At 72.4% G+C, this 23,168-nt stretch carries 17 protein-coding genes; 11 read left to right on the top strand and 6 right to left on the bottom strand.

What is annotated here, in order from left to right; genetic code table 11:
• Window positions 1-97: 97 nt before the first annotated feature.
• The 3 genes from IAG44_RS11830 to IAG44_RS11820 all read left to right on the top strand — a co-directional run bounded on the left by IAG44_RS11830 (window position 98) and on the right by IAG44_RS11820 (window position 2,733).
• Window positions 98-898, top strand: a complete 801-nt coding sequence (locus tag IAG44_RS11830) for a polysaccharide deacetylase family protein (RefSeq protein ID WP_187747090.1) — start codon at window positions 98-100, stop codon at window positions 896-898.
• On the top strand, window positions 895-2,058 hold the full coding sequence (locus IAG44_RS11825; RefSeq protein ID WP_187747089.1) for a YncE family protein: 1,164 nt from the start codon (window positions 895-897) through the stop codon (window positions 2,056-2,058). Before IAG44_RS11830 ends, IAG44_RS11825 begins: the two co-directional genes overlap by 4 nt.
• A gap of 87 nt (window positions 2,059-2,145) precedes the next feature.
• Entirely contained in the window at window positions 2,146-2,733 is a 588-nt protein-coding gene (locus tag IAG44_RS11820) for an ADP-ribosyltransferase (RefSeq protein ID WP_187747088.1), read from the top strand.
• Window positions 2,734-2,740: 7 nt separating this feature from the next.
• Here the strand turns inward: IAG44_RS11820 and IAG44_RS11815 are convergent, their stop codons facing one another.
• Window positions 2,741-3,373: a GNAT family N-acetyltransferase gene (locus IAG44_RS11815; RefSeq protein ID WP_187747087.1), complete on the bottom strand. Its 633-nt coding sequence runs from the start codon at window positions 3,371-3,373 to the stop codon at window positions 2,741-2,743.
• 51 nt (window positions 3,374-3,424) lie between these two features.
• Between IAG44_RS11815 and IAG44_RS11810 the strand changes: the two genes are divergently transcribed.
• The 5 genes from IAG44_RS11810 to IAG44_RS44255 all read left to right on the top strand — a co-directional run bounded on the left by IAG44_RS11810 (window position 3,425) and on the right by IAG44_RS44255 (window position 10,238).
• A complete protein-coding gene (locus IAG44_RS11810) occupies window positions 3,425-4,336 on the top strand; it encodes a MerR family transcriptional regulator (protein ID WP_187747086.1) in 912 nt (303 codons plus the stop codon).
• A gap of 48 nt (window positions 4,337-4,384) precedes the next feature.
• Window positions 4,385-4,597 (top strand): EF-hand domain-containing protein, encoded by a 213-nt coding sequence (locus IAG44_RS11805; RefSeq protein ID WP_187747085.1) that lies wholly within the window; start codon window positions 4,385-4,387, stop codon window positions 4,595-4,597.
• A 209-nt stretch (window positions 4,598-4,806) separates the two neighbouring features.
• Window positions 4,807-5,469 carry an NADPH-dependent F420 reductase gene (locus tag IAG44_RS11800; protein WP_187747084.1) on the top strand — a complete coding sequence of 221 codons (663 nt, stop codon included), beginning with the start codon at window positions 4,807-4,809 and terminating at the stop codon, window positions 5,467-5,469.
• A 435-nt stretch (window positions 5,470-5,904) separates the two neighbouring features.
• Window positions 5,905-6,306, top strand: coding sequence for a hypothetical protein (locus tag IAG44_RS11795; protein ID WP_187747083.1), 402 nt, complete (start codon window positions 5,905-5,907; stop codon window positions 6,304-6,306).
• Complete coding sequence (locus tag IAG44_RS44255; protein ID WP_187747082.1) at window positions 6,303-10,238, top strand: nSTAND1 domain-containing NTPase; 3,936 nt, start codon at window positions 6,303-6,305, stop codon at window positions 10,236-10,238. The genes IAG44_RS11795 and IAG44_RS44255 overlap by 4 nt, the downstream gene beginning before the upstream one ends.
• 7 nt (window positions 10,239-10,245) lie before the next feature.
• Here IAG44_RS44255 and IAG44_RS11785 read toward each other — a convergent pair whose 3' ends face one another.
• Window positions 10,246-11,283, bottom strand: coding sequence for a WD40 repeat domain-containing protein (locus IAG44_RS11785; protein ID WP_187747081.1), 1,038 nt, complete (start codon window positions 11,281-11,283; stop codon window positions 10,246-10,248).
• Between the two features lie 128 nt (window positions 11,284-11,411).
• Between IAG44_RS11785 and IAG44_RS11780 the strand changes: the two genes are divergently transcribed.
• On the top strand, window positions 11,412-13,724 hold the full coding sequence (locus IAG44_RS11780; protein WP_246561651.1) for an NB-ARC domain-containing protein: 2,313 nt from the start codon (window positions 11,412-11,414) through the stop codon (window positions 13,722-13,724).
• Here the strand turns inward: IAG44_RS11780 and IAG44_RS11775 are convergent.
• The 4 genes from IAG44_RS11775 to IAG44_RS11760 all read right to left on the bottom strand — a co-directional run bounded on the left by IAG44_RS11775 (window position 13,694) and on the right by IAG44_RS11760 (window position 17,516).
• A complete protein-coding gene (locus tag IAG44_RS11775; protein ID WP_187747080.1) occupies window positions 13,694-15,487 on the bottom strand; it encodes a hypothetical protein in 1,794 nt (597 codons plus the stop codon). The genes IAG44_RS11780 and IAG44_RS11775 overlap by 31 nt on opposite strands.
• A gap of 76 nt (window positions 15,488-15,563) precedes the next feature.
• Entirely contained in the window at window positions 15,564-16,094 is a 531-nt protein-coding gene (locus IAG44_RS11770; RefSeq protein WP_246563981.1) for a hypothetical protein, read from the bottom strand.
• 15 nt (window positions 16,095-16,109) lie between these two features.
• On the bottom strand, window positions 16,110-16,583 hold the full coding sequence (locus tag IAG44_RS11765) for an SRPBCC family protein (protein ID WP_187747078.1): 474 nt from the start codon (window positions 16,581-16,583) through the stop codon (window positions 16,110-16,112).
• A 279-nt stretch (window positions 16,584-16,862) separates the two neighbouring features.
• Window positions 16,863-17,516 (bottom strand): FadR/GntR family transcriptional regulator, encoded by a 654-nt coding sequence (locus tag IAG44_RS11760; protein WP_425508436.1) that lies wholly within the window; start codon window positions 17,514-17,516, stop codon window positions 16,863-16,865.
• A gap of 162 nt (window positions 17,517-17,678) precedes the next feature.
• On the opposite strand from IAG44_RS11760, the gene IAG44_RS11755 reads away from it, so the two are divergent.
• Both IAG44_RS11755 and IAG44_RS11750 read left to right on the top strand, forming a co-directional pair.
• Window positions 17,679-18,893 carry a CynX/NimT family MFS transporter gene (locus tag IAG44_RS11755; RefSeq protein ID WP_246561650.1) on the top strand — a complete coding sequence of 405 codons (1,215 nt, stop codon included), beginning with the start codon at window positions 17,679-17,681 and terminating at the stop codon, window positions 18,891-18,893.
• A 124-nt stretch (window positions 18,894-19,017) separates the two neighbouring features.
• On the top strand, window positions 19,018-23,148 hold the full coding sequence (locus IAG44_RS11750) for an amino acid adenylation domain-containing protein (RefSeq protein ID WP_187747076.1): 4,131 nt from the start codon (window positions 19,018-19,020) through the stop codon (window positions 23,146-23,148).
• Window positions 23,149-23,168 lie beyond the last annotated feature (20 nt).

Below are 23,168 nucleotides of genomic sequence, written 5' to 3'. Positions count from 1 at the left end.
TAGCGTCGGGGCCAGTGACGCCTTCACCTCCTTGTCTCGTCGCCGTCTCGCCTCCCCGGCGGGTGAATCACCCCTTTTGTCGCCCTTAGCCCCTTAAATGGGCCAGGTGACTCCGACCGACCGTCGTGCCGCGTTGCGGGTGGGTGCTGGGCTTGTTGCCGGGGGTGTGTTCGTTGCCGCGTGTTCTGGGCGGGGTGACGCGCCTCGTGGGGAGCGGGCCGGCGTCGAACAGGCCGCCTCCTCGCACGCTTCCGCGCGCCCCCTCGCCGCCGTCCCCGTGCCCCGGGCCTTTCCCCGGTATCCCGCTCAGATCACAGAAGGGCCGCGTACTCGTCCGCAGGTTGCCCTGACCTTTCACGGGGCCGGTGATCCGGCGATCGCGAGGGCGTTGTTGGGGGAGGTGGAGCGGGCGGGGGCGAGGGTGACCGTGCTTGCGGTGGGGGCGTGGCTTGATGAGTGGCCGGAGATGGGGCGGCGGATTCTTGATGGGGGGCATGAGATCGGGAATCACACGCAGCGGCATCTTGGGATCAATGGCATGGCGGAGGGGGAGGCTCGGCGGGAGATCGTGGGGTGTGCGGAGCGCTTGAAGCGGCTCACCGGGGGGATCGGGAGCTGGTTCCGGCCCTCGCGGGCGGCGCGGGCCTCTCCGCTGGTCGTGCGGCTGGCTCGTGAGGCCGGCTATCCGCACGTCCTGTCGTACGGCGTCGACTCGCTGGACTTCACCTCGCCCGGCGCCGACGAGGTCGCGCGGACGGTGCTGGACGGCGTCCGCCCCGGGGCCGTCGTCAGCCTGCACTTCGGTTACCGGGACACGGTCGCCGCCCTCCCCGTCGTACTGGAAGAACTCGGCCGCCGCGGACTGCGCGCGGTCACCACCACGGAGTTGCTCAGTTGAAGAGTCGTCCCGCATTCGCCGCCCTCGTCCTCGCCGCGGCCCTGGCCGCCTGCGGTACCCAGGGCGGGGAGCAGAAGGCCACCGAGACCACCAAGGCCGTACCCGCGCCGGTCAGGAAGACGGTCCCCGAGGGGCTGCCCGGCATGCCGCCGGTCCTCGACCCGAACGACGTGTACGCCGCCGACCGCCCGAACCGGCTCTCGCCGGTCGTGAAGGACTTCCCGTCCCGCGTGTACGTCCCCAACACCGAGTCCGACACGGTGACGGTCATCGACCCGGCGACGTACGAGATCGTCGACACCCTGCACGTCGGACGCCAGCCCCAACACGTCGTCCCCTCCTGGGACATGAAGACGCTGTGGGTCAACAACAACCGGGGCCACACCCTCACGCCGATCGACCCGCGAACCGGCAAGGCGGGCAAGCCCGTCGAGGTCCACGACCCCTACAACCTGTACTTCACGCCCAACGGGAGGTACGCGGTCGTGATGGCCTCCCTGGACCGCGAGCTGGTCTTCCGCGACCCCCACACGATGAAGCGCGTCAAGACGGTCCCGGTGACCTGCTACGGCGTCAACCACGCCGACTTCTCCCCGGACGGCCGGTACTTCATCGTCAGCTGCGAGTTCAGCGGCGAGCTGCTGAAGGTCGACACCGAGAGCATGAAGGTCGTCGGCCGGCAGAAGCTCCCGTTCGACGGGGCGATGCCGCAGGACGTGAAGATCTCCCCGGACGGCAAGCGGTTCTACATCGCCGACATGATGGCCGACGGCATGTGGATCGTCGACGGGAAGACCTTCGGCAAACCGGAGTTCCTGCCCACCGGCAAGGGCTGCCACGGCCTGTACGTCAGCCGCGACTCCCGCGAGATGTACGTCTCCAACCGGGGCGAGGGCACCATCTCGATCTTCGACTTCACACGGAACAAGCTGACGAAGAAGTGGCACCTCCCCGACGGCGGCAGCCCCGACATGGGCGGCGTCTCCGCCGACGGCAAAGTCCTGTGGCTGTCGGGCCGTTACGACGCGGAGGTGTACGCGATCGACACGGGCACCGGCAAGCAGCTCGCCCGGATCAAGGTCGGCTCGGGCCCGCACGGACTGGCCGTCTACCCGCAGCCGGGCCGCTACTCGCTGGGCCACACCGGTATCTTCCGCTGAACCCCGTTTGACCCAGGGTCAGTTGACTCGCCGCCGAACGGGTGAAGGTCCCCCGCGATCAGCCGCCCGCGCGGCAGGCTGCCGGACATGATCATCAACACCCTCCGGCGGCGGGCCGCTGCCGCCGCGCTCTGCCTGACCGCCGTCCTCGCGACGACCACCGCCGCCCCCGCCACGGCAGCGCCCGCGCCCAAGGACTGCTCCGTCCAGTACGACGACCCGATCAAGGCCGCCGCCGTGCGCGTCGACGTCTCCCGGATCACCCCCGAGCCGGTCTGGCGCAAGACCTGCGGCACCCTCTACCGCGCCGACGGCCGGGGCCCCGACGTCGTCTTCAACGAGGGCTTCAAGCCCAAGGACGTGAACGGCCAGTACGACATCGAGAAGTACGTCCTGGTCAACCAGCCCTCCCCGTACGTCTCCACGACCTACGACCACGACCTCTACAAGAAGTGGTGGAAGTCCGGCTGGAACTACTACATCGACGCCCCGGGCGGAGTCGACGTCAACAAGACCATCGGCGACACCCACAAGTGGGCCGACCAGGTCGAGGTGGCCTTCCCCGGCGGCATCGACCGCAAGTACATCATCGGCGTCTGCCCGGTGAACAAGACCACCAAGGTCGAGATCATGAGCGGCTGCGAGAGCAACCCGCACTTCGAGGCATGGCACTGAGCCGCAACTAGGCGCGCACCATGAGCAGTTCACCGCCCACCGGCGTATAGCCCGCCGCCTGGAACGCCCGCAGACTGCGGGCGTTCCCCGGCGCCACCTGCGCCCACACCGGCTCACCCGCCAAGTACCGGGCCGCGCCCACGAGTCGCCGCCCCAGCCCGCGTCCCCGCGCGGCGGCGTCGACCTCCACGGACACCTCGAGGCGCCCGCCGATCCCGCGCCCGAGGACCAGCACCCCGCCGTCCGCCCGCCACACGCGCACGTCGTCGCGCCGCCGCCGCGCGTACACCACCCGGGGATGCCCGGCGTCCGTGATCTCCCGCAGCGGCACCGGGAGTTCACCCGCGCGGGGCCGCGCCACCAGCATCGCGTCGATGGTCTCCGCGCGGCGCCCCGTGCGCGCCAACAGGGCGGCCAGGAACGCCGGATGCATCGGCGCCGACAGCTCGTCGCAGTCCACGCCCGCGAGTTGGGCACGCACCCAGTCCGGGTCCTCGTCGAGGAAGACGACCGCGTGCGCCGTGAACGACAGGACGCCCGCGTCGCGCGCCGACATCTGGGGGACGACCGTCACCCGCCCGTCCGGCGGGGGGAAGACAGCGTCCGCCGCGCCGTCGAGAATGTCCCGCAACGTCTCCACCACACGTCCTCTCTTGAGTCTCCACCCACTGGAAGGCCCAGACTCCGAGCCATGACCGACCACGGTACGGGGCTGTTCACCATCGGCGAGCTGGCCCGCTCCAGCGGACTGTCCGTCCGCACGATCCGCTACTGGTCCGACGAGGGCGTCCTCGACCCCGTCGGCCGCTCGGCGGGCGGCTACCGGCTGTACGACGCCGAGGGCGCCGCCCGCCTGGAGCTGATCCGCACCCTGCGCGAACTCGGGCTCGGGCTCGACGCGGTGCGGGACGTGCTGGCGGGGGAGCGGACGGTGGCGGAGGTGGCCGCGACGCACGTCGCCGCCATCGACGTCCAGATCAGGTCGCTGAAGGTGATCAGGGCCGTGCTGGCGAGCGTCGCCCGGCGCGGGTCGACGGCGGAGGAGACGAGACTGATGCACAGGCTGGCGAAGCTGTCCGCGGCCGAACGGCAGCGGATCATGGAGGAGTTCGTGGCGGAGACGCTGCACGGGCTGCCGGAGGTCGACCCCGACATCCAGGAGCGGATGCGGCGCACGGCCGTCGAGCTGTCCGACGACCCGACGCCCGAACAGGTCGACGCCTGGGTGGAGTTGGCGGAGATGCTGGAGGATCCCAGCTTCCGGGCGCAGATGCGGCGGGCGGTGGAGTACAACGCCGGTGCGCGGACGGCGAGTTCGCCGCCCGGCGAGGCGGTGTGGTTCGCGAAGCGGCTCGTCGAGCGGGTGGCGCCGTTGCGTGAGCGCGGTCTCGCGCCGGACGCGCCCGAGGCGGGCCAGGCGCTGCGGGACCTGTTCGGCGACGCCGACCGGGCCGACGTCCTCGCGCGGATGACCGCCGGGTTCGACGAGCGCGTCGCCCGGTACCGGGAACTCCTGTCGATCGTGAACCGGCGCCCGGCCCCGCCGCACGCGGAGGACTTCGCCTGGGTGGTCAGCGCACTGCGCGTCGCGGCGGCCGGTTAGTCTGACCTGCGTCAGCACGACAGCAAGCAGCGGATAAGGGGCGGATCGGTGGCCAGCATCGAAGAAGCGCGCAAGGAATTCGACCGGATCGACACGGACGGTGACGGCGAGATCACCGCGGCCGAGTTCAAGACCGCCCTCGCGCAGGGCGGCGACTGGAACGTCACCGAGGCGGTCGCCGAGGCCATCATCAAGAGCCGTGACCTCGACGGCGACAAGAAGCTGTCGTTCGACGAGTTCTGGGCGCACCTGAACAAGTAGCGGACAGGTGTCCGTCACTCCGGCCGCTGGACGCGCACGCTCCAGCGGCCGTCGTCGTGCCGGTCCGCCGCCGGTGGCGGTGGTGGCCGCCGCGCACAGCCCCTTCCGAGGGGGGCCGGAGGATCCGTTCGGCGTAACCCGGGAATAGGGGGTGCGGGCCCGTGGTTGTGCCGAAGTGAATGCACGTGCATCCAATCGGAGGGTCTGTCATGAAGATCGGCGTCATCGGGGCGGGCAACATCGGCGGCAACCTGACCCGGCGGCTCACCGCCCTCGGGCACGAGGTCGCCGTCGCGAACTCCCGGGGGCCGCAGACGCTCGGTGAGCTGGCCGCGGAGACCGGGGCCACGCCGGTCGCCGTCGCGGACGCGGCGAAGGGGGCCGAGATCGTCGTCGTGACGATCCCCCTCAAGGCGATCCCGGGGCTGCCGGACGACGTCCTCGCGGGGGCGGCCGACGGCTTCGTCGTCATCGACACCAACAACTACTACCCGCGTGAGCGCGACGGCCGGATCGGCGAGATCGAGGACACCGGCATCACCGAGAGCCGCTGGGTCGCCAACCACCTCGGGCACGACGTGGTCAAGGTGTTCAACGGCACCTACGCGCAGGACATCCTCGACCGCCACCGCCCGGCCGGCGACCCCGACCGGATCGCCGTCCCCGTCGCCGGCGACGACCCCGCCGCCAAGGCCAAGGTCCGTGCCCTCGTCGAGGACCTCGGCTTCGACACCGTCGACTCCGGCACCATCGACGAGTCCTGGCGCCAGCAGCCCGACACCCCCGTGTACGGCCTCCGGGCCGGGGTGGACGAGGTGGAGAAGGCCCTCGCCGAGGCGTCCCCGGAGCGGAGCGAGAACTTCCGGGGCTAGTTCCTCCGGTCCCCGCCGGACAGTCCGGGGCGGCCACATCCGGCCACATCCGGCCGCACCGGGCGCCTCCGGCGGGAAGGGGCGGCGCTGGCGGAGGAAGGGCGGCTCCCCGGCGGCAGGTGACGGGCGTTTCGTGCCGAGTTCGGCTCCTCTCGCCGGGGAGTCGAGGCGTGCCAGGCCCGTCTCCGCCCTCGCCACCCTCACCCCACGCGAACGCGAAGCCGTACGCATGCGCGCCGGCCTGCCCGGGGCCGGTCGGCGGGGTCGTGAGAACGGCATCAGGCGACTCCGTACGGTCGGGCCGCGCATCGAAACCGGTCACGACAAGTCCTGGACGCACCAAGAACGTTCATCGCGCACGCGCGGCGCGGAGCCGGTGCGAGAACTGTCCCCTCGGGCATGACGGACACCACGTCACGGGGGGGGCGGACATACATGGACACCGAGTTGGCCACGCTCGCGGCGAGTGCCGCGAACGCGCTTGTGGGCGCGCTCACCACGGAGACCTGGGAACGCGCCCGCACGCTTCTCGCGCGGCTGCGTCGTACCCCTGACACCGAGCGTCTGGCGCTCGAACTCGCCCGGGACCGTGAGCTGTTGCTCGCCGACCCGGCGGACGAGGCGAACCGCGCCGACCTCACGGCGGCCTGGCGGCTGAGGTTCAGGAGGCTGATGGCCGACGACCCGGACGCCGCCCGCGCCCTCCTCGAACTGGTCGCCGAACTCGCCCCGCGGGCACGGCAGTCCGGCGTCTCCTTCCACGCCGAGTCCCACGACACCTCCCGCATCTACCAGTCCGCCGGGGACATGAACATCGGCCGGACACCGAAGCCGTGACGGACCGTCAGGGCGAAGTCGCCCTCACCCTGACCGCCTGGGCCTCCGGCGACGGCACCCTCCTCCAGGCCGGCCGCGACATCGTCGTCCACCACTACGGCGACGGCACGACCGCCCACGACGACAGCCTCTCCGCCGTCGACGAGTGCCCGTACCCCGGACTGAAGGCGTTCGACCGGGAGTCGGCGCGCTGGTTCTTCGGACGGCGGCGTCTGGTCGCGGAGTTGGGACGGACCCTCGCGCGCTGCCTGGACGAGGGCACCCCGGCGGCGGTCGTCGCCCCCTCGGGCGCGGGCAAGTCCTCGCTCCTGCGCGCCGGTCTCCTCCCGGCCCTGGCCTCCGGGCGCATGCTTCCCGGCGCCCAGTACTGGCCCCACCTCCTGCTCCGGCCGACGGAGGACCCCGTGGGGCAACTCGCGGAAGCCTGCGCCCGTTTGGCGACGGGGGGACCCGGTGCCGCAGACACCGAAGACGCCGATGCCGACGAGGCTGCCGTGGCCCTCGGCGTCGAAGGAGCGCGCGCCCCCGGCACCGCCCCGGACCCCCGACTCGCCGCCCGCGCGGCCACCTTCCGTGAAGCCCTCGACCACGGCCCCGCCACCTTCCGCGAACTGCTCCGCACCACCCTCGAACTCCCGCCCGGCAGCCGCCTGGTCATCGTCGTCGACCAGCTCGAAGACCTCTTCACCCAGTGCGACGACGAGGACGCCCGCGCCCGCTTCGTCGACGCCCTCGCCGCGCTCACCCCCCTCGCCCTGGTCGTCCACGGCCTGCGCGCCGACCGCTACGGCGACTGCGCCCCCTACCCCCACCTGCGGGCGGCCCTGCGCAACGACGTGATCGTCGGCGCGATGACCGAGGACGAGGTCCGCGAGGCGATCGAGGGCCCGGTGACCAGGGTGCGCGGCCTGACGATCGACCCCCAGCTCGCCGACGTCATCGTCCGCGACCTGCGCGCCGGCGCGCGGCGGCGCCCGGACGCCTACCCGCCGGGCCGCCTCCCGTTCCTCTCCCAGGCCCTGCACTCGACCTGGCAGCAGCGCACCGGCGACCGGATGACCGTCGCCGCGTACCGCGCGGCGGGCGGCATCGACATGGCCGTCCACAACGCGGCCCAGTCCGTGTACGAGCGGCTGACGGACCCTCAGAAACAGGTGGCCCGCACCCTGTTCACCGGACTGGTCCGCGTCGATGAACGCGGAGAGACGACGATCCGCCGCCGCACCCGCCGCGAACTCCTCCTCGAACCCCGCGACCCGGCCGAAGTCCCCTTCGTCGTCGAGGAGTTCACGAGGGCGAGGCTGCTCACCCAGGACGGCACCCGGCGCGGCGAGGAGACCGTCGAGATCACCCACGAGGCGCTGCTGCGCAGCTGGAAGACGCTCGACGAGTGGATCGCGCCCCGCAAAGAGGGCACCCTGGTCCGCCAGGAGGTGTGGGAGGCCGCCGCGCGCTGGTCCGACAGCGGACGCCGCGACAAGGACGCCCTGTTGCGCGGCGCCCGCCTCGAACTGGCCCGCTCCTGGACGGCAGTTGCCGACCCCGCCGACGTCACCCCGCTCGCCGCCGACTTCCTGCGCGCCTCCGGAACCCACCAGCGCCGGGGCCGCGGGCTGCGCCGGGGCGCCGTCGCCGTCGTCTCCGTGCTCGCCCTGACCGCGTCCGCGCTCGCCGTGTACGCGCTCGACCGGGGCCGGGAGGCCGTCGAGCAGCGGGACGAGGCGATCTTCAACCGGGTCACCGCCGAGGCCGACCGGCTGCGCGCCACGGACAGCGCGCTCGCCGCCCAACTCGACCTGACCGCCTATGGGATGAGGCCCACGGACGCCCTGCGCACCCGGCTGCTGACCGCGTCGGGCGCGGTGCTGCCGCAGACCCTGCCCGACCGGTTCGGCCTCGTCCACAGCGTCGCGTTCGGCCCCGGCGGCAGGCTCCTGACCGCCGCTTCCACCCCCGCCGACACCCTCGGCCGGCTGCGCGCCTGGCACGTCCCCCGCACCGCCGCCCCCACCCCGGCCGGCCCGCCGACGCGCGCCGGCACCAAGACCGGCGGCATCCAGCCCGTCGTCCACGACGCGCGCAACAAGCTGGTGATCTGGGGGAGTTCGGACGGTCTGCTGCGCGTCCTCGACGCGTCCGACCCGGCCCGCCCGCAGCCGCTGTCCGCGCCCGTGCGGGTCTCCGCCGGGACGGTCGGGAGCCTCGCGCTCAGCGCCGACGGCCGCACCCTCGCCGTCGGCCTCACCACCAGCGGCTTCGGCAAACCCGGCACGCCGGCCCAGCTCATGGGTGACGTCCAGCTGTGGAGCCTCGCCGACCCGCGCCGCCCGCGCCGGCTCAGCACCCCGCTGAGCGTGCGCGGCCAGGGCGTCAACTCCGTCGCCCTCACCCCCGACGGCAAGGTCCTCGTCGTGGGCGGCGGAACCGCCCAAGGAGCCACCGGGGCGGCCCTGTTGAAGCTGTGGGACGTCACCGACCCGGCCCGCCCGAAGCCGCTGCCCGACCCGGCGCGCGGCCACGGCCTCGTCGTCAACCAGGTCGCGGTCAGCCCCGACGGCCGGACCCTCGCGACCGCCTCCAGCGACTACCGGGTCCTGCTGTGGGACCTCACGCGCCCGGCCCGCCTCCCCCAGGTCAACCAGCTCATGCTCCGCGCGGCCGTCAACACCGTCGCCTTCAGCCCCGACGGGCAGCTCCTCGCGACCGGCGACACCTCCGGCGGCGTCCACCTCTGGAACGTCCGCGCCCCGGCCCGCGCCCGCCTCATCTCCCCTGCGCTGCGCGGCCATTCGGGTCTCGTCAGCGCCCTCGCGTTCGGCCCCGACAGCCGTACGGTCGTCAGTGGCGGCGCCGACGGACTCGTCCGCGTGTGGCGGCTGCCCCCGGCGCTGCTGATCGGCGACGAGGTGCTGGCGCTCGCCGCGAGCCCCGACGGGCGGCGCATCGCCGTCGCCACCGGCAACCGTGTCACGCTGTGGGACGTCTCCGTGCCGGACCGGTTCGTCAGGCTCGGTGAACTCCCGCCGCTCGCCGGGGCGGTGAACACGCTCGCGTTCCGCCCCGGACGTCAACCCGTGCTGGCCACCGGGGAGTTCACCGGCGAGGTCCGGCTGTGGGACGTCTCCTCGCCCGCCCGGCCGGTCGCCCTCGCGCCCCCGCTGGCCGGCCCCGGGCACCCGGTGTCGGCCGTCGCCTTCAGCGCCGACGGCGACACGCTCGCCGTCGCCTACCTGGAGATCCGCAACCGGTACGCCGGCGGACTGCGCGCCTGGAACACCGCTAATCCGGCCCGGCCCACGGCACTTGGCGGCGACCTCGGCGGACTCACCCTGCCCGTACGGGCGTTGGCGGCCGGGCCCACGGGCGGCAAGGTGTACTCGGGCGACATGATCGGCCTGCTGCGCGCCTGGCGGACCGGGCGGGGCACGGTGCCGGTGATGACCGGGTACGCCATCGCCCCGCAGGTCGTCTTCGCCGTCGCCCTCAGCCGCGACGGCCGCCTCCTCTCAACCGCGGGCGGTGACAGCCGTATTCACCTCTGGGACGTCTCCGGCTCCGGCGCCCCGCGCGAGGCCGGCGGCGCCCTCACCGCCGGGGCGATGCTTCACTCCGTCGACTTCTCGCCCGACGGCACCCTCCTCGCCAGCGGCGACGCGGGCGGCGAGATCCGCCTCTGGAACACCACCGACCCCGCGCACACCGGTCTGTACGGCGACCCTGTCACCGGCCACGTCGGCACCGTCTCCGGCCTGCGCTTCCTGCCGAACAGCGCCCTCGTCAGCACCGGGGGCGACGGCACCGTCCGCCTCTGGCAGACCGACATGGGCCGCGCGCGGGCGCTGGTGTGCGCGGCGAGCCGTACGGCGATGACGAAGGAGGCGTGGCGTGAGCACGTCTCGGCGGATCTTCCGTACGCGCCGCCGTGCGAGTGAGTGTGCGTCAACTCCGCTGCCACAGGGTGACGTTGCCGTCCGTGTCCGCCGTCGCGACCAGCCGGGAGTCCGGGCTGAACGCGAGCGACGTGGCCGGTCGGCCGACGGGGTGGCCCAGTGGGTGCGGGCGGCTCGGGTGCCTGATGTCCCACAGGCGGACGGCTCCGTCGCGGCCGATCACCGCGAGCAGGGCGGCGTCCGGGCTGAACGCGAGGGCGCGAGGGAGGCGGGCGCCGGTGTTCAACGGGCGTCCCCTGGGCGTGGGTTCGTAGTTCCGGGACAGGTCCCAGAGCTGGACGTTGCCCAAGTCGTCCGCGAGAGCCAGGGAGTCGCCGTCCGGGGAGAACTGGGCGGCGTGGGTCGCCTGGGGGAAACCGGCCGTCGTCATGAAACCGTACCGACCCGAGTCGTCCGTCGTGCCGGCCTCCTGGAGCACGGTCAGGCTGTCCGAGCGCCGCACCACGATGTCGAGGCTCCTCGCGCGTTTCCTGACCGCCTTCACCTCGCGGGCCTCGGGGGTGGACTCCAGCCGCGACAGCATCCCCGACCCGCCCTCCCAGGACAGGAGTTGCCTGCCCGAGGCGGCCACCACCGTCCGCCGGTCCGGGTCGACGCCCAGCACCGTCACGGGGTGCGGCGTCCGCCAGACGTGCGCCCGCCTCGGGCGTGCCGCGTCCCGCACGTCCCACTCCTCCACGCCGGTCCCCGCCGCCAGCAGGCGGTTCCTGTCCGCCGGCGAGAACGCGAGGATCACCTCGCCGACCCGAGTCCGCACCTCACCGACCCGCGTCCACCGGACCTCCGGGACCGTCCCTCCGGCCGGCGCCGGCTTCGTCCACGGCGTGGGGATCACCCCCTGCGCCGCCGCCGTGGTCAGACACGTGAGGACGAGCGCGAGGGTGGTGAGGAGGACGGGGATCCAACGAGGGTGGTGGGCGGGGCGAGTTCGGCGCGGGCCGGCCGGTCGCATGGACGCGGAGAGATTCAGCGCTTCGACGACACCGCTTCCCAGCAGTCCCCGGAGCGCGGCTTGCAAGCCAGTCACAGAACGAACGGTAGCGGAGTGTGTGTAAATCATGGCACTCGGTAAGAAAAACGCCATCTTCCGCCTCCCTGCCGCCCCTTGGGATCTTGTGGATACGATTTCCGCACCGGCGAGTTGGGGAGTGCTGCGTGGAACCGTTGATGGGGTTGGCGTTCTCGGCTGTCAGCACGGTCGCCTCGGGCGCCCTGTCCGGCGCGGGCGGCGAGGCGGGGCGCCGGATCTCCGAACGGCTCTACAGCCTGCTGGGCCGCGCCCGCCCCGAAGCCGGCGCCACGCTGCCGGTCACCGAGTCCGAACGCGCCGACGCCGCCCGCGACTTGCTCGAACTCTCCGGCAACTCCCAGGAGTTGGCCGACGAAGTGGCCGAGTGGCTGCGTGAGGCGTCCTGGCTGGCCCGCCGCACCGCCCCGACGGCCCCCGCCCGCCCCCGCATGCTGCCGCCGTCGACCTCCGTCTTCACCGACCGCGAGGACGTCGTCGAGTGGATCGAGGCGCTGCCCGACGAGGGCGACGGCCCGTTCGTCGGCGTGCTCACCGGACCCGGCGGCATCGGCAAGACCGCCGTGGCCGTCCGGGGCGGCAGCCGGCTGCGTGAACGCTTCCCCGACGGCGACCTGTTCGTCGACCTCGCCGGAGACTCCGCCGCCACCGCCCTCACCCCCTCCGACGTCCTCGCCCGCTTCCTCGAAGCCCTCGGCGTCGCGCCCGACCGGATCCCCGGCGACGAGGCCCGCCAACGCGACCTCTACCGCACGCTCACCGCCGACCGCGGCCTCCTCGTCGTCCTCGACAACGCGCACGACGACGCCCAGGTCATGCCCCTGATCCCGGCCTCGCCCACCTCGTTGACCCTCGTCACGAGCCGCCACCGGCTCACCCGCCTGACCGCCCACCACGGCGCCCGCCCGCGCACGCTCACCCCGCTGTCCACCGAGGACGCCATGCTCCTGCTCACGCGTACGGTGGGAAGAGCCGCCCCGGAGGCGGCCGTCCGGGCGGTGGCCGAGGGCACCGGCGGGTACCCGCTCGCCGTGTGCACGACCGGCGCCGGACTCGCCGAACGCGAACACCTCAGCTGGGAGCGGGTGGCCCGGGAGCTACGACAGGACGCGGGAGGAAGCCCGGTGACCGACGACCCCGTACGCCTCGCCCACGACGTCTCCTACGCCGAACTCGCCCCGGACGCCGCCGCGTTCTACCGCGCGCTCGGCTCCTGGTCCTGGCCCGCCCTCACCGTCCCGCTCGCCGCGCAGGCCGCCGGCGTCGATGAGAGCGCGGCCCGCTCCCTGCTCGAACTCCTCGCCCGCGTCCACCTGTTGGAGGAGGTCGCCGAGGAGCGCTACCGCTTCCACGACGCCGCCCGCGCCCACGCCCGCGAGCTGGCCCTCACCGAGGACGGTCACGGGCGCGTCGCCGCCGCCGTGCGCCGCGTCGCCGTCGCCACGCTCAAGTCCACCGCCCGCGCCGACCACCAGGTCATGCCGCTGCGCTGGCGGGTGGGTCCCGCCTACCGGAACCTGCGCGAGCAGCCTCAACCCGGCGACGCCAAGCGGGCGTTGGAAGAGCTGAGCCGCGAGCGGGAGAACACCGCCGCCGTGATCCGCGCCGCCGCCCACCACGGATTCGACGACCTCGTCTGGCAGTTGTGCGAGGCCATGTGGAGCCTGCATCTGCGGCTCGGGTTCCACGCGCAGTGGATCGACACCCACCTCCTCGGTGCCGAGGCCGCCCGCAGGCAGGCCGCCGAGTTCGGGGACCCGCGCGCGGTGGGCCGCGTCCTGGTCCAACTCGCCTTCGCCTACATGGGAGTCGGGCGCGCGGACGACGCCTCGGACGCGCTCGCCGAAGCCGTCGCCGCCGACCGCGCCTGCGGGCACCTGCGGGGCGAGGCCAGTGCCGTCGAGACGGCCGGGCTGCTCCAACTGCGGCTGTGGAACTGGCGGGAGGCCGGGCGGCGGTTCCAGGAGGCGCGGGGGATCTGGGAGCGGGTCGCCGACGGGGACGACGGGTGGGCGGACAAGGCGCGGGCCGTCGCGCTGCTCGATCTGCACACCGGGCGCGCCGAGAGCGGGGCCGGGGAGTTCGACGCCGCGCTCGGGCGGCTCAACGGGGCGCTCGTGGGGTTCCGTTCACTCGGTCCACTCGGGGACCGGTACAACGAGGGGCGCGTCTACATGTGCCTCGGTGAGCTGCACCTCAACGCCGGGGACCTGGAACAGGCGCTCGTCTGTCTCGACAACGCCGTCGCCGTCATGACCGCCGAGGGGGCCGGGGTTCAGCTCGCCGATGCGGTCGAGGTGCGGGCGGGGGTGTATCGCCGGGGTGGGCGGCGGGGGGAGGAGGCCGCCGATCTGCGGGTTGCCGAGGAGTGGTATCTCAGGCTCGGGGATCTGGCCGGGGCGGGGCGGGTTCAGGAGCGGCTGGGTGAACTGGGGGAGTAGGGCGCGACGTTGACGCGGTGCGCCCGGGTGCCTGTCCATACCGTCAACTCGGCGGGTGGGTGCGGGTGTTCGAGCAGGTGCGCGTAGAGCGCCGACGCGTACGCCGCCGGGTCGCACAGGTCCGCGCGGCCGTCCGGGGCCGGTGTCGCCGTCAGGCGGACGACGTGGCCGTCCCGGGTGCCCGCGACACACCGGTCCGGGCCGTCGACGTACACCGCCATGCCGCAGTACGGGTACCTCGCCAGCGTCTCCGCCGTCCACGCGGGCGGCGGGCCCAGGCGCGGGTCGTCCTCGCGGGCCCGGCGCACGACGACGTCCGCGAGGGCCAGCCGGCCCGTCTCGCGGGTCTCCTCGTCGACGGACGTGTGGGCGTCGTGCTCGTCGTCCGAGGGGTCGGGGGTGTCGCCGGTGACGGCGTGCCTGGTGACCTCGATCTCCGGGGCGGGAGTGTCCCCGCGGCGGGTGAACACGCGCACCGGGGCGGTGAGTTGGGCCGGGGTGTACGGGGGGAGGGGGAGGGGGTCCAGGAGGGCGGGGTGGGTGTCGGGTTCGGGGAGGTCCAACAGGCCGTAGAACAGGCGGCGCAGGAGGGAGGCCGACTCGCCGGGTGCCGAACTCGTCTGCTCCGCGAGGTCCTTGTAGCGTGCCGGGTCGTGTTCGGCGATCGTCCGGTCGATCTGGTCCCTCAGACTGCCTCGCCGGGACAGGTGCGGGGCCGTGCGGCCCAGCGCCGCCACCGGGGAGTCCTGGGCCAAGTCCCCCTGCGGGAACGCGCCCAGGAGGACCGGGACGCCGATGGACGCCGCGTAGTACGTCACGCTGGAGTGGTCGCCCAGGACGCAGTCCGCCGCGATCAGGGCCTGGCGCCAGCCCTCCAAGGGGTCCACCAGGTCCAGGCCCGCCCTCCGGGCGTTGTCCAGCCACGCCCTCACCTGGCCGGGGCCGTGCCCGTGCCAGATGTTGGGGTGCAGGACCGCCGTCTTGCGGTACTCGTCCGCCGGGAGGTCCGTCGCCAGGCGGTCCAGCAGCCAGGGGAGGAGGTCGTCGTGCGCGGTCGCGTCACCGCCGAACAGCGAACGGGGCGCCCACGTCGAGCTGACGACAACCAGTCTCTGCCCCTCGCCCACTCCCAACGCCCTTCTGTACCGGGCGCGTTCGGGAAGACCGGCGAGGATCCTGTCGAAGCAGGGGTCACCGGCGAGGGCCGCCGTGCCCGCCGCTTCCGGCACCGACTCGCGGAGTCTGGTGAGCTGTTCGGGGTGCGAGAGGACGGTCGCCGTGGCGAGGGGAGCGCCGTTCTCGCGGAGCAACCAGTCGGGTGAGAGCCCGAACACCGGTGCCTTGTCGGGTACTTGCTTTGTCTCCGTGACGTGCGGTTTCGGCGCGGCCAGCCGCTTGTTGTACCCGACGCCATGTGACAACACCGCCAACTTCGCCCGTATCAGCCCTAGTTCACCCCCATAACTGGCCGACACCGCGAGATCGAACCCCGTCCCCTTCGCCTGCTCCCAAGGCACCACAGGCACCCCCACCCCCGCCAGCAACTCGGGCACCCCGGCGAGGAACGGCGACGACCCCGTGCACGTGGCGAACAACTGCACCCGGGGATCGCTGTGGAACAGCGGCAGCACGTCCAGCAGCCGGGTCGCGGACGTGACGTTGTGGACGACGAACAGCACCCGCCGGCACCCGTCCCGAGTCACCCACCGCGCCGCGTCCTCCCCGACGGGCACCCGCAGCCACTCCACCCCACCGACCGCCACCCGCTCCGCCCCTCACCACTAGCCACTGGCCCGCCGCCCACTGTTCAGCGGGCGGTCGCTTGATGCTATCCGGCGCTCATGTACGCCTGGGCTTGCGGGGCTTGGCCCAGGAGCCGTGGGGCCGGTCCCGTGCGAGCGGATCGGGGGCGGACCGGGCCCTGGTCGGCCCGCCGCGCGGCGTGGGCTCGATCACCGCGTCCGGCACCCGCCACGGCACCGCCGACGCCCACCCGATCACCGGCATCACCGCGTCGTGCAGCGTGGCGAACCGCGCGGTGATCAGCGGGGGCATGCGGTGGCCCAGGCCGCGGACGTGCGTGAGGAACGCCGCCGGGAGCTGGACGTGGTGGGTCTCGACGTAGTGCGGCAGATCGAGCCGCCAGAACCAGGTGCCGTCGGTCACGGGAGAGGAGCAGCCCAGGGAGTGCCGGTGCGGCAGCCCCGTGAGGACGTCGCGTCCCCCCTCCATCACGTCGATCAGGATGTGCCCGGCGTCGAGGTACGCCACCAACTCCGCCTCGTCCGGCTCGCCCACCGCCCGGACGGCCGCCCGGACGGATCCGTTGAGCCGAACGCTGTCGTCGAACTCCTCGTAGAAACCGAGCACATCGGGCAACGCCGCTCAGCCCTCGTTCTCGACCGTCCGGGCCAGGATCCCCAGGGTCGCGCGCAGTGCGGACTCCGGGAGGATCGGGAAGATGCCGGCGGCGCGGTACTTCTCGTGGATGCGGCTCCAGTCGTAGTACGAGGTGACGAGCGTGCCGGTCGGGGTGGCTTCCAGGACGTACCCGTAGTGGTGGTTGACGTCCGGCTGGAAGTCGGGGGACCGGGGCGTCCACTCGATCAGCCGGCCCTCCTCGTACGCCGTGATCGCCACCGTCACGTCGTACCGCCCCATCGGGAAGTCGTTCAGCGCCTCCCGGTCCATGTGCACGACGAACGAGTCCCCGGCCTTCGTCACCGGCTCCCCGTCCGCCCCCTGCAACATCCCCGAACTGTCGATGGCCACATGCCCCTTCGGGTCCCGGAGCAACGCGAATATCCGCTCCGGCGACGCCGCGACCTCCCGCGCCACCTCGAACCGCTCGTCAGCCATGTTCTCTCCTCACCCCGGTTCCGGATCACGGAGATCCTATTCGGGGCGCCGGCGGGCCCGGCAGGGGCCACCCCGCCATCGCCGCCGGGCTCCCGCCCCTATTCGCCCCCAGAACCGGCGTACCGCATTAGGGGTTGGCCGCTCTCGACCCGGCCGGTTAAATTCCACGGGACGGATGTTCCGGAAATCGACGGAAGTAAGAGAGAGCGAAATGACCGGTAGACATTCCAGCCGGAACGGCGTTCGTCGCCTCTTCGCCCGGATAGCCGGTCCAGGCGGTCAGTCCATGTAGGAGGCCGCCTCCTGCACCGCCCGGCCGATATCGCGGTCACGAATCGCGTCGACGAGCCCGGCATGATCCTGGAACTGCTCGGTGTGCAGCGTGTCGCTGAAGTGGTCGAGGAGGGAGTCGCGGATGACCTCGCCGAGGTCGGCGTGGAGCCCGGCCAGCACGGTGTTGCGGGACGCGGTGACGACGGCGAGGTGGAAGGCGACGTCGGCGTTGACGAAGGCGACCCGGTCGCCGGCGGTCCACGCGTCCTGCCGCTGCTGGAGGACGCCTTCGAGCCGGGCCAGATCGTCGTCCGTGCGGTGCTGGCAGGCGAGCTTGGCGGCCCGGACCTCCAGCGCGCTGCGGACCTCGACGACGTCCTCCGTCCTGACGTCCTTGAACCGGTTGCGCATGATGCCGGCCAGCTCGCTGGTGGCCTGGACGTAGGAGCCGGAACCGTGGCGGATGTCCAGCAGCCCGGTGTGCGCCAGGGCTTTGACGGCCTCGCGCACGGTGTTGCGGGCGACATCGAGTTGTTCGACCAGTTCGGTCTCGGTGGGGATGCGACTCCCCACGGGCCAGGCGCCTGAGGTGATCTGATCGCGCAGCTTGGCGATCACCAGGTCGCCCAGGACTTGACGGCGGACGGGGCCCATATTCATGCCGCCCACCCTACGCCAGAAGCCCCAGTCATCCTACGACTTTACGAAAAATCACTGGACATCCAGTCATGGGATGACTCTATGATGGGGTCTATGACCTTAGGTAAGGGCAACGAAGCGACAGCTGTCCCCGGCGTCGGCCGCGACGGCTTATCGAGGGGCGTGCGCCGTGCGGCCGTGGTGGCACTGGTGCTGGCCGCCCTCAACCTCCGCCCGGGGGTCACCAGCCTCGGACCGGTGCTGGAGGAGGTCAGTGACAGCCTCGACATGAGCGGGTCGATGACCGGACTGGTGACCGCCGTCCCCGCGGTGTGCTTCGCGGTGGTCGGCTCGGTCACGCCGCTCCTGGCCCGCCGCTTCGGAGCGGGCAGCGCCATCGCGGTCGCCGGCGCGGTCCTGGCCGTGGGGCTGGCGCTGAGGCCGTTCGCCTTCGACGCGGTGCTGTTCCTCGTCTTCACCGCGCTGTCCCTGGCCGGCATCGCCGTGGTCAACGTGCTGCTGCCGATGGTCGTGAAGCAGTACTTCCCCGACCGGGTGGGCACGATGACCGGCCTGTACTCGATGGCCCTCAACGTGGGCGCGTCGTCCGCGGCGGCGCTCACGGCGCCCCTGACGGAGGCGTTCGGCGGCGACTGGCGCTACGGCCTCGCCACCTGGTCCGTCCTGGCCGCGCTGGCCGTACCGGCCTGGCTCACCCTCGCGGCCCGAAGACCGCCCGACGGGCACATCGGCGGGGCGGCCGGCCCGCCAGGCTCACTAGGCACACCGAGCCCGCCAGGCTCCCCCGTCCCGCCACCCGCCGTCGAGACACGGCTCTCGCGCGACCCCACGGCCCGGGCCCTCGCCGCCTACTTCGGCCTCCAGGCCAGCGTCGCCTACATCATCATCGGCTGGCTGCCCCAGATCTACCGGGACGCCGGACTCTCCGCCGGCGCCGCGGGGCTGCTGTTCTCCGTCTCCTCCCTGCTCGGCATACCGCTGTCGTTCGCCGTGTCGGCCGCCGCCGACCGCATGCGCCACCAGAGCGGACTCGCCGTCGCGACCGGCGTCTGCGGCTTCGCCGGATTCACCGGCCTCCTCGTCGACGCGTCCGTCACGCCCTGGCTCTGGGCGATCCTGCTGGGCATCGCCAACTGCTCCTTCCCGCTGGCCCTGGCGATGATCGGCATGCGCGGCCGGGACAGCGCCTCCTCGGCCCGCCTGTCCGGATTCGTGCAGAGCCGCGGCTACGCCCTGTCCATCCCGGGCTCGCTCCTGGTCGGGGTCCTCTACGACCGTTCCGGCGGCTGGCGGCTGCCGATCGCGTTCGTCCTGCTGCTGACCCTGCTGCAGATGGCGGCGGCCGTTCCCGCCGGCCGGAACCGTCGAATCGGCTGACCCCCGAATCAGCGGGCGAATTTCCCGGAGTACCGCACCAGAAAAGAACGAAAAGTTCAGTGGAGCGCCCCACTCCCCTTTAAAAGGGCGCTTTCACTCAGAGACGCGGATGAAGGACATCCCCATGAATACAGAAACCGTCCCCGATTCTCGTGGCGCGATCTCGGATCTCCCCGCCCTGCTCCGCGAACAGGCGAGAATCACCCCCGGACGTATCGCCGCCGTGCACGACGAGCAGAGCCTCACGTTCGCCGAGCTGGTCCGGCGCAGCGAGCTGGTGGGGGCCGTGCTGCGGCAGGAAGGAGCGGACCGGGACAGCAGGGTGGGCGTCTTCATGGAGCCCTCGCTCGACCTGCTGACCGCGATCTGGGGAATCCTCTGGGCCGGCGGAAGCTATGTGCCGCTGTCCCCGGAATACCCGGAGGACCGGATCTCGTACATGCTGTCGGACGCCGGCGTGGACGTCACCCTCACACAGGAGTCCCTGCGCCCCGCCCTACGGGAACTGGCGCCCGCCGGACTCATCGCGCTCACCCTCGACGACATCTTCGAGGCGGCCGAGCAGTACCCCCAGGTGACCGCCCCGCCGGAGCCCGGCACCCAGCCGGGAGACCTCGCATACGTCATCTACACCTCCGGCAGCACCGGAAAACCGAAGGGGGTGATGATCGAACACCACAGCATCGTCGGCCAGTTGCGCTGGCTGCACGACGAGTGCGGCATCGACGGGAACGAGAGGATCCTGCAGAAAACCCCGATGAGCTTCGACGCCGCACAGTGGGAACTGCTCGCCCCCGCCTGCGGCAGCACCGTCGTGATGGGCGCTCCCGGTATCTACCGCGACCCCGAGGCGATCATCGCCACCATCGAGCGGCACGCGGTGACCACGCTCCAGTGCGTCCCCACCCTGCTCCAGGCGCTCCTGGACACCGAGAAGTTCGACACCTGCCACACCCTGCGCCGCATCTTCAGCGGCGGCGAGGCGCTGTCCCGCGGCCTCGCCGCCCAGTGCCTGGACACCATGCCGCACGCCCGCCTGGTCAACCTCTACGGCCCCACCGAGTGCACCATCAACGCCACGTCCTTCACCGTGGACGCCGCCGCCCTCGCGGACGGCCCGCTCGTCATGCCGATCGGCACCGCGGTGCGCGACACCACCCTGCACATCCTCGACGCGGACGGCGAACCGGTCCCCGCCGGAGAGGTCGGCGAACTCCACATCGGCGGCGCCCAGGTGGCCCGCGGCTACCTCGGACGCCCGGACCTGACCGCCGACCGGTTCGTGCCCGACCGCTTCTCCAAGGCACCCGGCGCCCGCCTCTACCGCACCGGCGACCTCGCCCACCTCAACGCCGACGGCACCGTCCAGTTCGTCGGCCGCGCCGACAACCAGGTCAAGCTGCGCGGCTACCGGGTCGAGCTGGACGAGATACGCCAGACCGTCGAGGCCCACGACTGGGTCCGCTCCGCCGCCGTCCTGCTGCACGACGACGCCACCACCGGCTTCCAGAACCTCGTCGCCTTCGTCGAACTCAACCCGAAGGAAGCCGCCCTGATGGACCAGGGCAACCACGGCTCCCACCACCAGTCCAAACAGAGCCGCCTCCAGGTCAGGGCCCAGCTGTCGCACCCCGGCCTGCGCGACGAGGCCGACCTGGCCGGCCGCACCGCACTCGACCTGCCCGGCGCCGAGGCCACCCCCGAGCAGCGCGCCCTGGCCTTCTCCCGCAAGACCTACCGCTTCTACGAGGGCGCCGCCGCGGTCAGCCAGGAGGACATCCTGCGGCTGCTCGGCCCGCGCACCCGCCCACAACCGCCCGCCCGCACCTCGGACCTGATCGGCCGCGACGAACTCGGCCGCATCCTGCGGAACTTCGGCAGCCACCTCAGCGACCAGCGGCTGCTGCCCAAGTACGCCTACGCCTCACCCGGCTCCCTGTACGCCACGCAGCTCTACGTCGAGGTCGGCGCGGGCAACGACATCCCGGCCGGCCTGCACTACTACCACCCGCTCCACCACCGGCTCGTCCTCATCGACGCCGATTCCCGGGTCCCGGACGGCCACACGCGGCTGCACTTCCTCGGCAAGCACGGCGCCATCGAACCCGTCTACCGCAACAACATCCGCGAGGTGCTGGAGATCGAGGCGGGCCACATGGTCGGCCTCTTCGAGGAGGTGCTGCCGGCCCACGGCCTGCGCATTACCGCCGCCGCCCACCGGCCCGCCGTCAAGGACCGCCTCGACTGCGCCCCGGACGACCACTACCTGGGCAGCTTCGACCTGCGCGCGGCCGGGCCCGGCGCCACCGGTGACGCCGACGCCTTCGACCTCTACGTCCAGACGCACTCCCACCGGGTCGACGGCCTCCCGCCGGGCCAGTACCGCTACACCGGTACCGGTCTCACCCGGGTGAGCGACGACGTGATCCTCAAGAAGCACGTCATCGCCATCAACCAGCGGGTCTACGAGCGTTCCGACTTCGGCGTCAGCATGGTCGCCACCGCCCCCGACTCCTGGCGGCACTACCTCGACCTGGGCCGCGCGCTCCAGCGCCTCCAGATGAACGACCTCCACCTGGGCTTCATGTCCTCGGGCTACAGCTCCAAGTCCGGCAACGACCTGCCGTCCGCCAAGCGGCTGGGCCGCATCCTCGCCGACTGCGGACTGCCGTCCGGCCCCTCCTACTTCTGCGTCGGCGGGCGGGTCAGCGACGCCCAGTGGCGCGGCGAGGACATGAAGGAGGACGTGGTCCACATGCAGGGTCCGGCCGAACTGATCAAGGAGGACCTGGCCGGCCTGCTGCCCCGCTACATGCTGCCCAACCGGATCGTCGTCCTGGACCGGCTGCCCCAGACCGCCAACGGCAAGATCGACCTCAAGGCCCTGCAAGCCACCCAGGAGAGCCAACTGGCGGTCGGCGGGCGCGCCTTCGTCGCCCCCCGGGGGCCGCTGGAACGCCGCATCCGTGACATCTGGCAGGCGGTGCTCAAACGGGACCAGGTCTCCGTCGTCGACGACTTCTTCGAGCTGGGCGGCAACTCGCTGCTCGCGGTGGCCCTGGTCAGCCGCCTCAACGCGGACTTCGGCGGCGGGATACCGCTGCAGATCCTGTTCGAGGCCCCCACCGTGGAGAAGCTCGCCGCCCGCCTGGAGGCCGCCGCACCGCAGCCCGCCTCCCGCCTGGTGCCGCTCCAGCCGGAGGGCCGGGGCACCCCCCTGTACTGCTGGCCCGGCCTCGGCGGCTACCCGATGAACCTGCGCCCGCTGGCCGCGGCCCTGGGCACCGAACGGCCCGTCTACGGGATCCAGGCCCACGGCATCAACCCCGGCGAACACCCCTACGACGACGTCGCCGCCATGGCCGCCGCCGACGTCGCGGCCCTGCGGGAGATCCAGCCGCACGGCCCCTACCTGCTGTGCGGATACTCCTTCGGCGCCCGCGTCGCCTTCGAGGCCGCCCGGCAGCTGGAGCAGGCGGGCGAGCGCGTGGAACACCTCTTCCTGGTGGCCCCCGGCCAGCCGCAGCTACGGCCCGAGGACGCCGCCGGCGCCACCGGCCGCGCCGACTTCACCGACCGCGCCTTCCTCGCCCTGCTCTTCTCCGTGTTCGCCGGCACCCTCACCGGCCCCCGCCTGGACCGGTGCCTGGACACCGTCAGCGACGAGGACGGCTTCGTCGCCTTCGTCACCGAGCACTTCCCCGGCCTCGGCGAGGGCCTGGTCCGCGCCGTCACCGACATCGTGCGGCGCACCTACTCCCTCACCTACGACTTCCACGAGCTGCGCGGACGCCGGCTGCGCACCCCCGTGACCCTGGTCAAGGCCACCGACGACAACTACTCCTTCATCGAGGGCGAGGACGGCTGGTCCGCCCACCCGCCCGCCGTCCACCCCCTGCGGGCCGGCCACTACGAACTCCTGCGCGAGCCGCACGTCGCCGAGCTCGCCAAGGTCGTCACCGACCGGCTGACCGCCGCCGAGTCCCCCGAGCCGACCCTGTCCGTCCGCATCCAGATCCCGGAGGCCACCGTGCCGCACATCAACATCAAGCACTTCCCGGTGCCGATCACCGAGGAGAAGGAGCGGGAGCTGGTCGCCGCCGTCACCACCGCCGTGAGCAACGCCTTCGGCTGCGAGGAGGGCGTCGTCTCCATCGCCCTCGAGCCCGTCGCCCAGGACCTGTGGAACGAGCGGGTCTACCTCCCGGAGATCGTCGGCCGGCCGGAGTTGCTGAGCAAGACCCCCAACTACTGACCGCCGCCCGCTTCTCCCGT

The organism is Streptomyces roseirectus (assembly GCF_014489635.1).
Lineage (GTDB): Bacteria > Actinomycetota > Actinomycetes > Streptomycetales > Streptomycetaceae > Streptomyces > Streptomyces roseirectus.
This window is presented reverse-complemented; position numbering and strand designations above follow the sequence as displayed.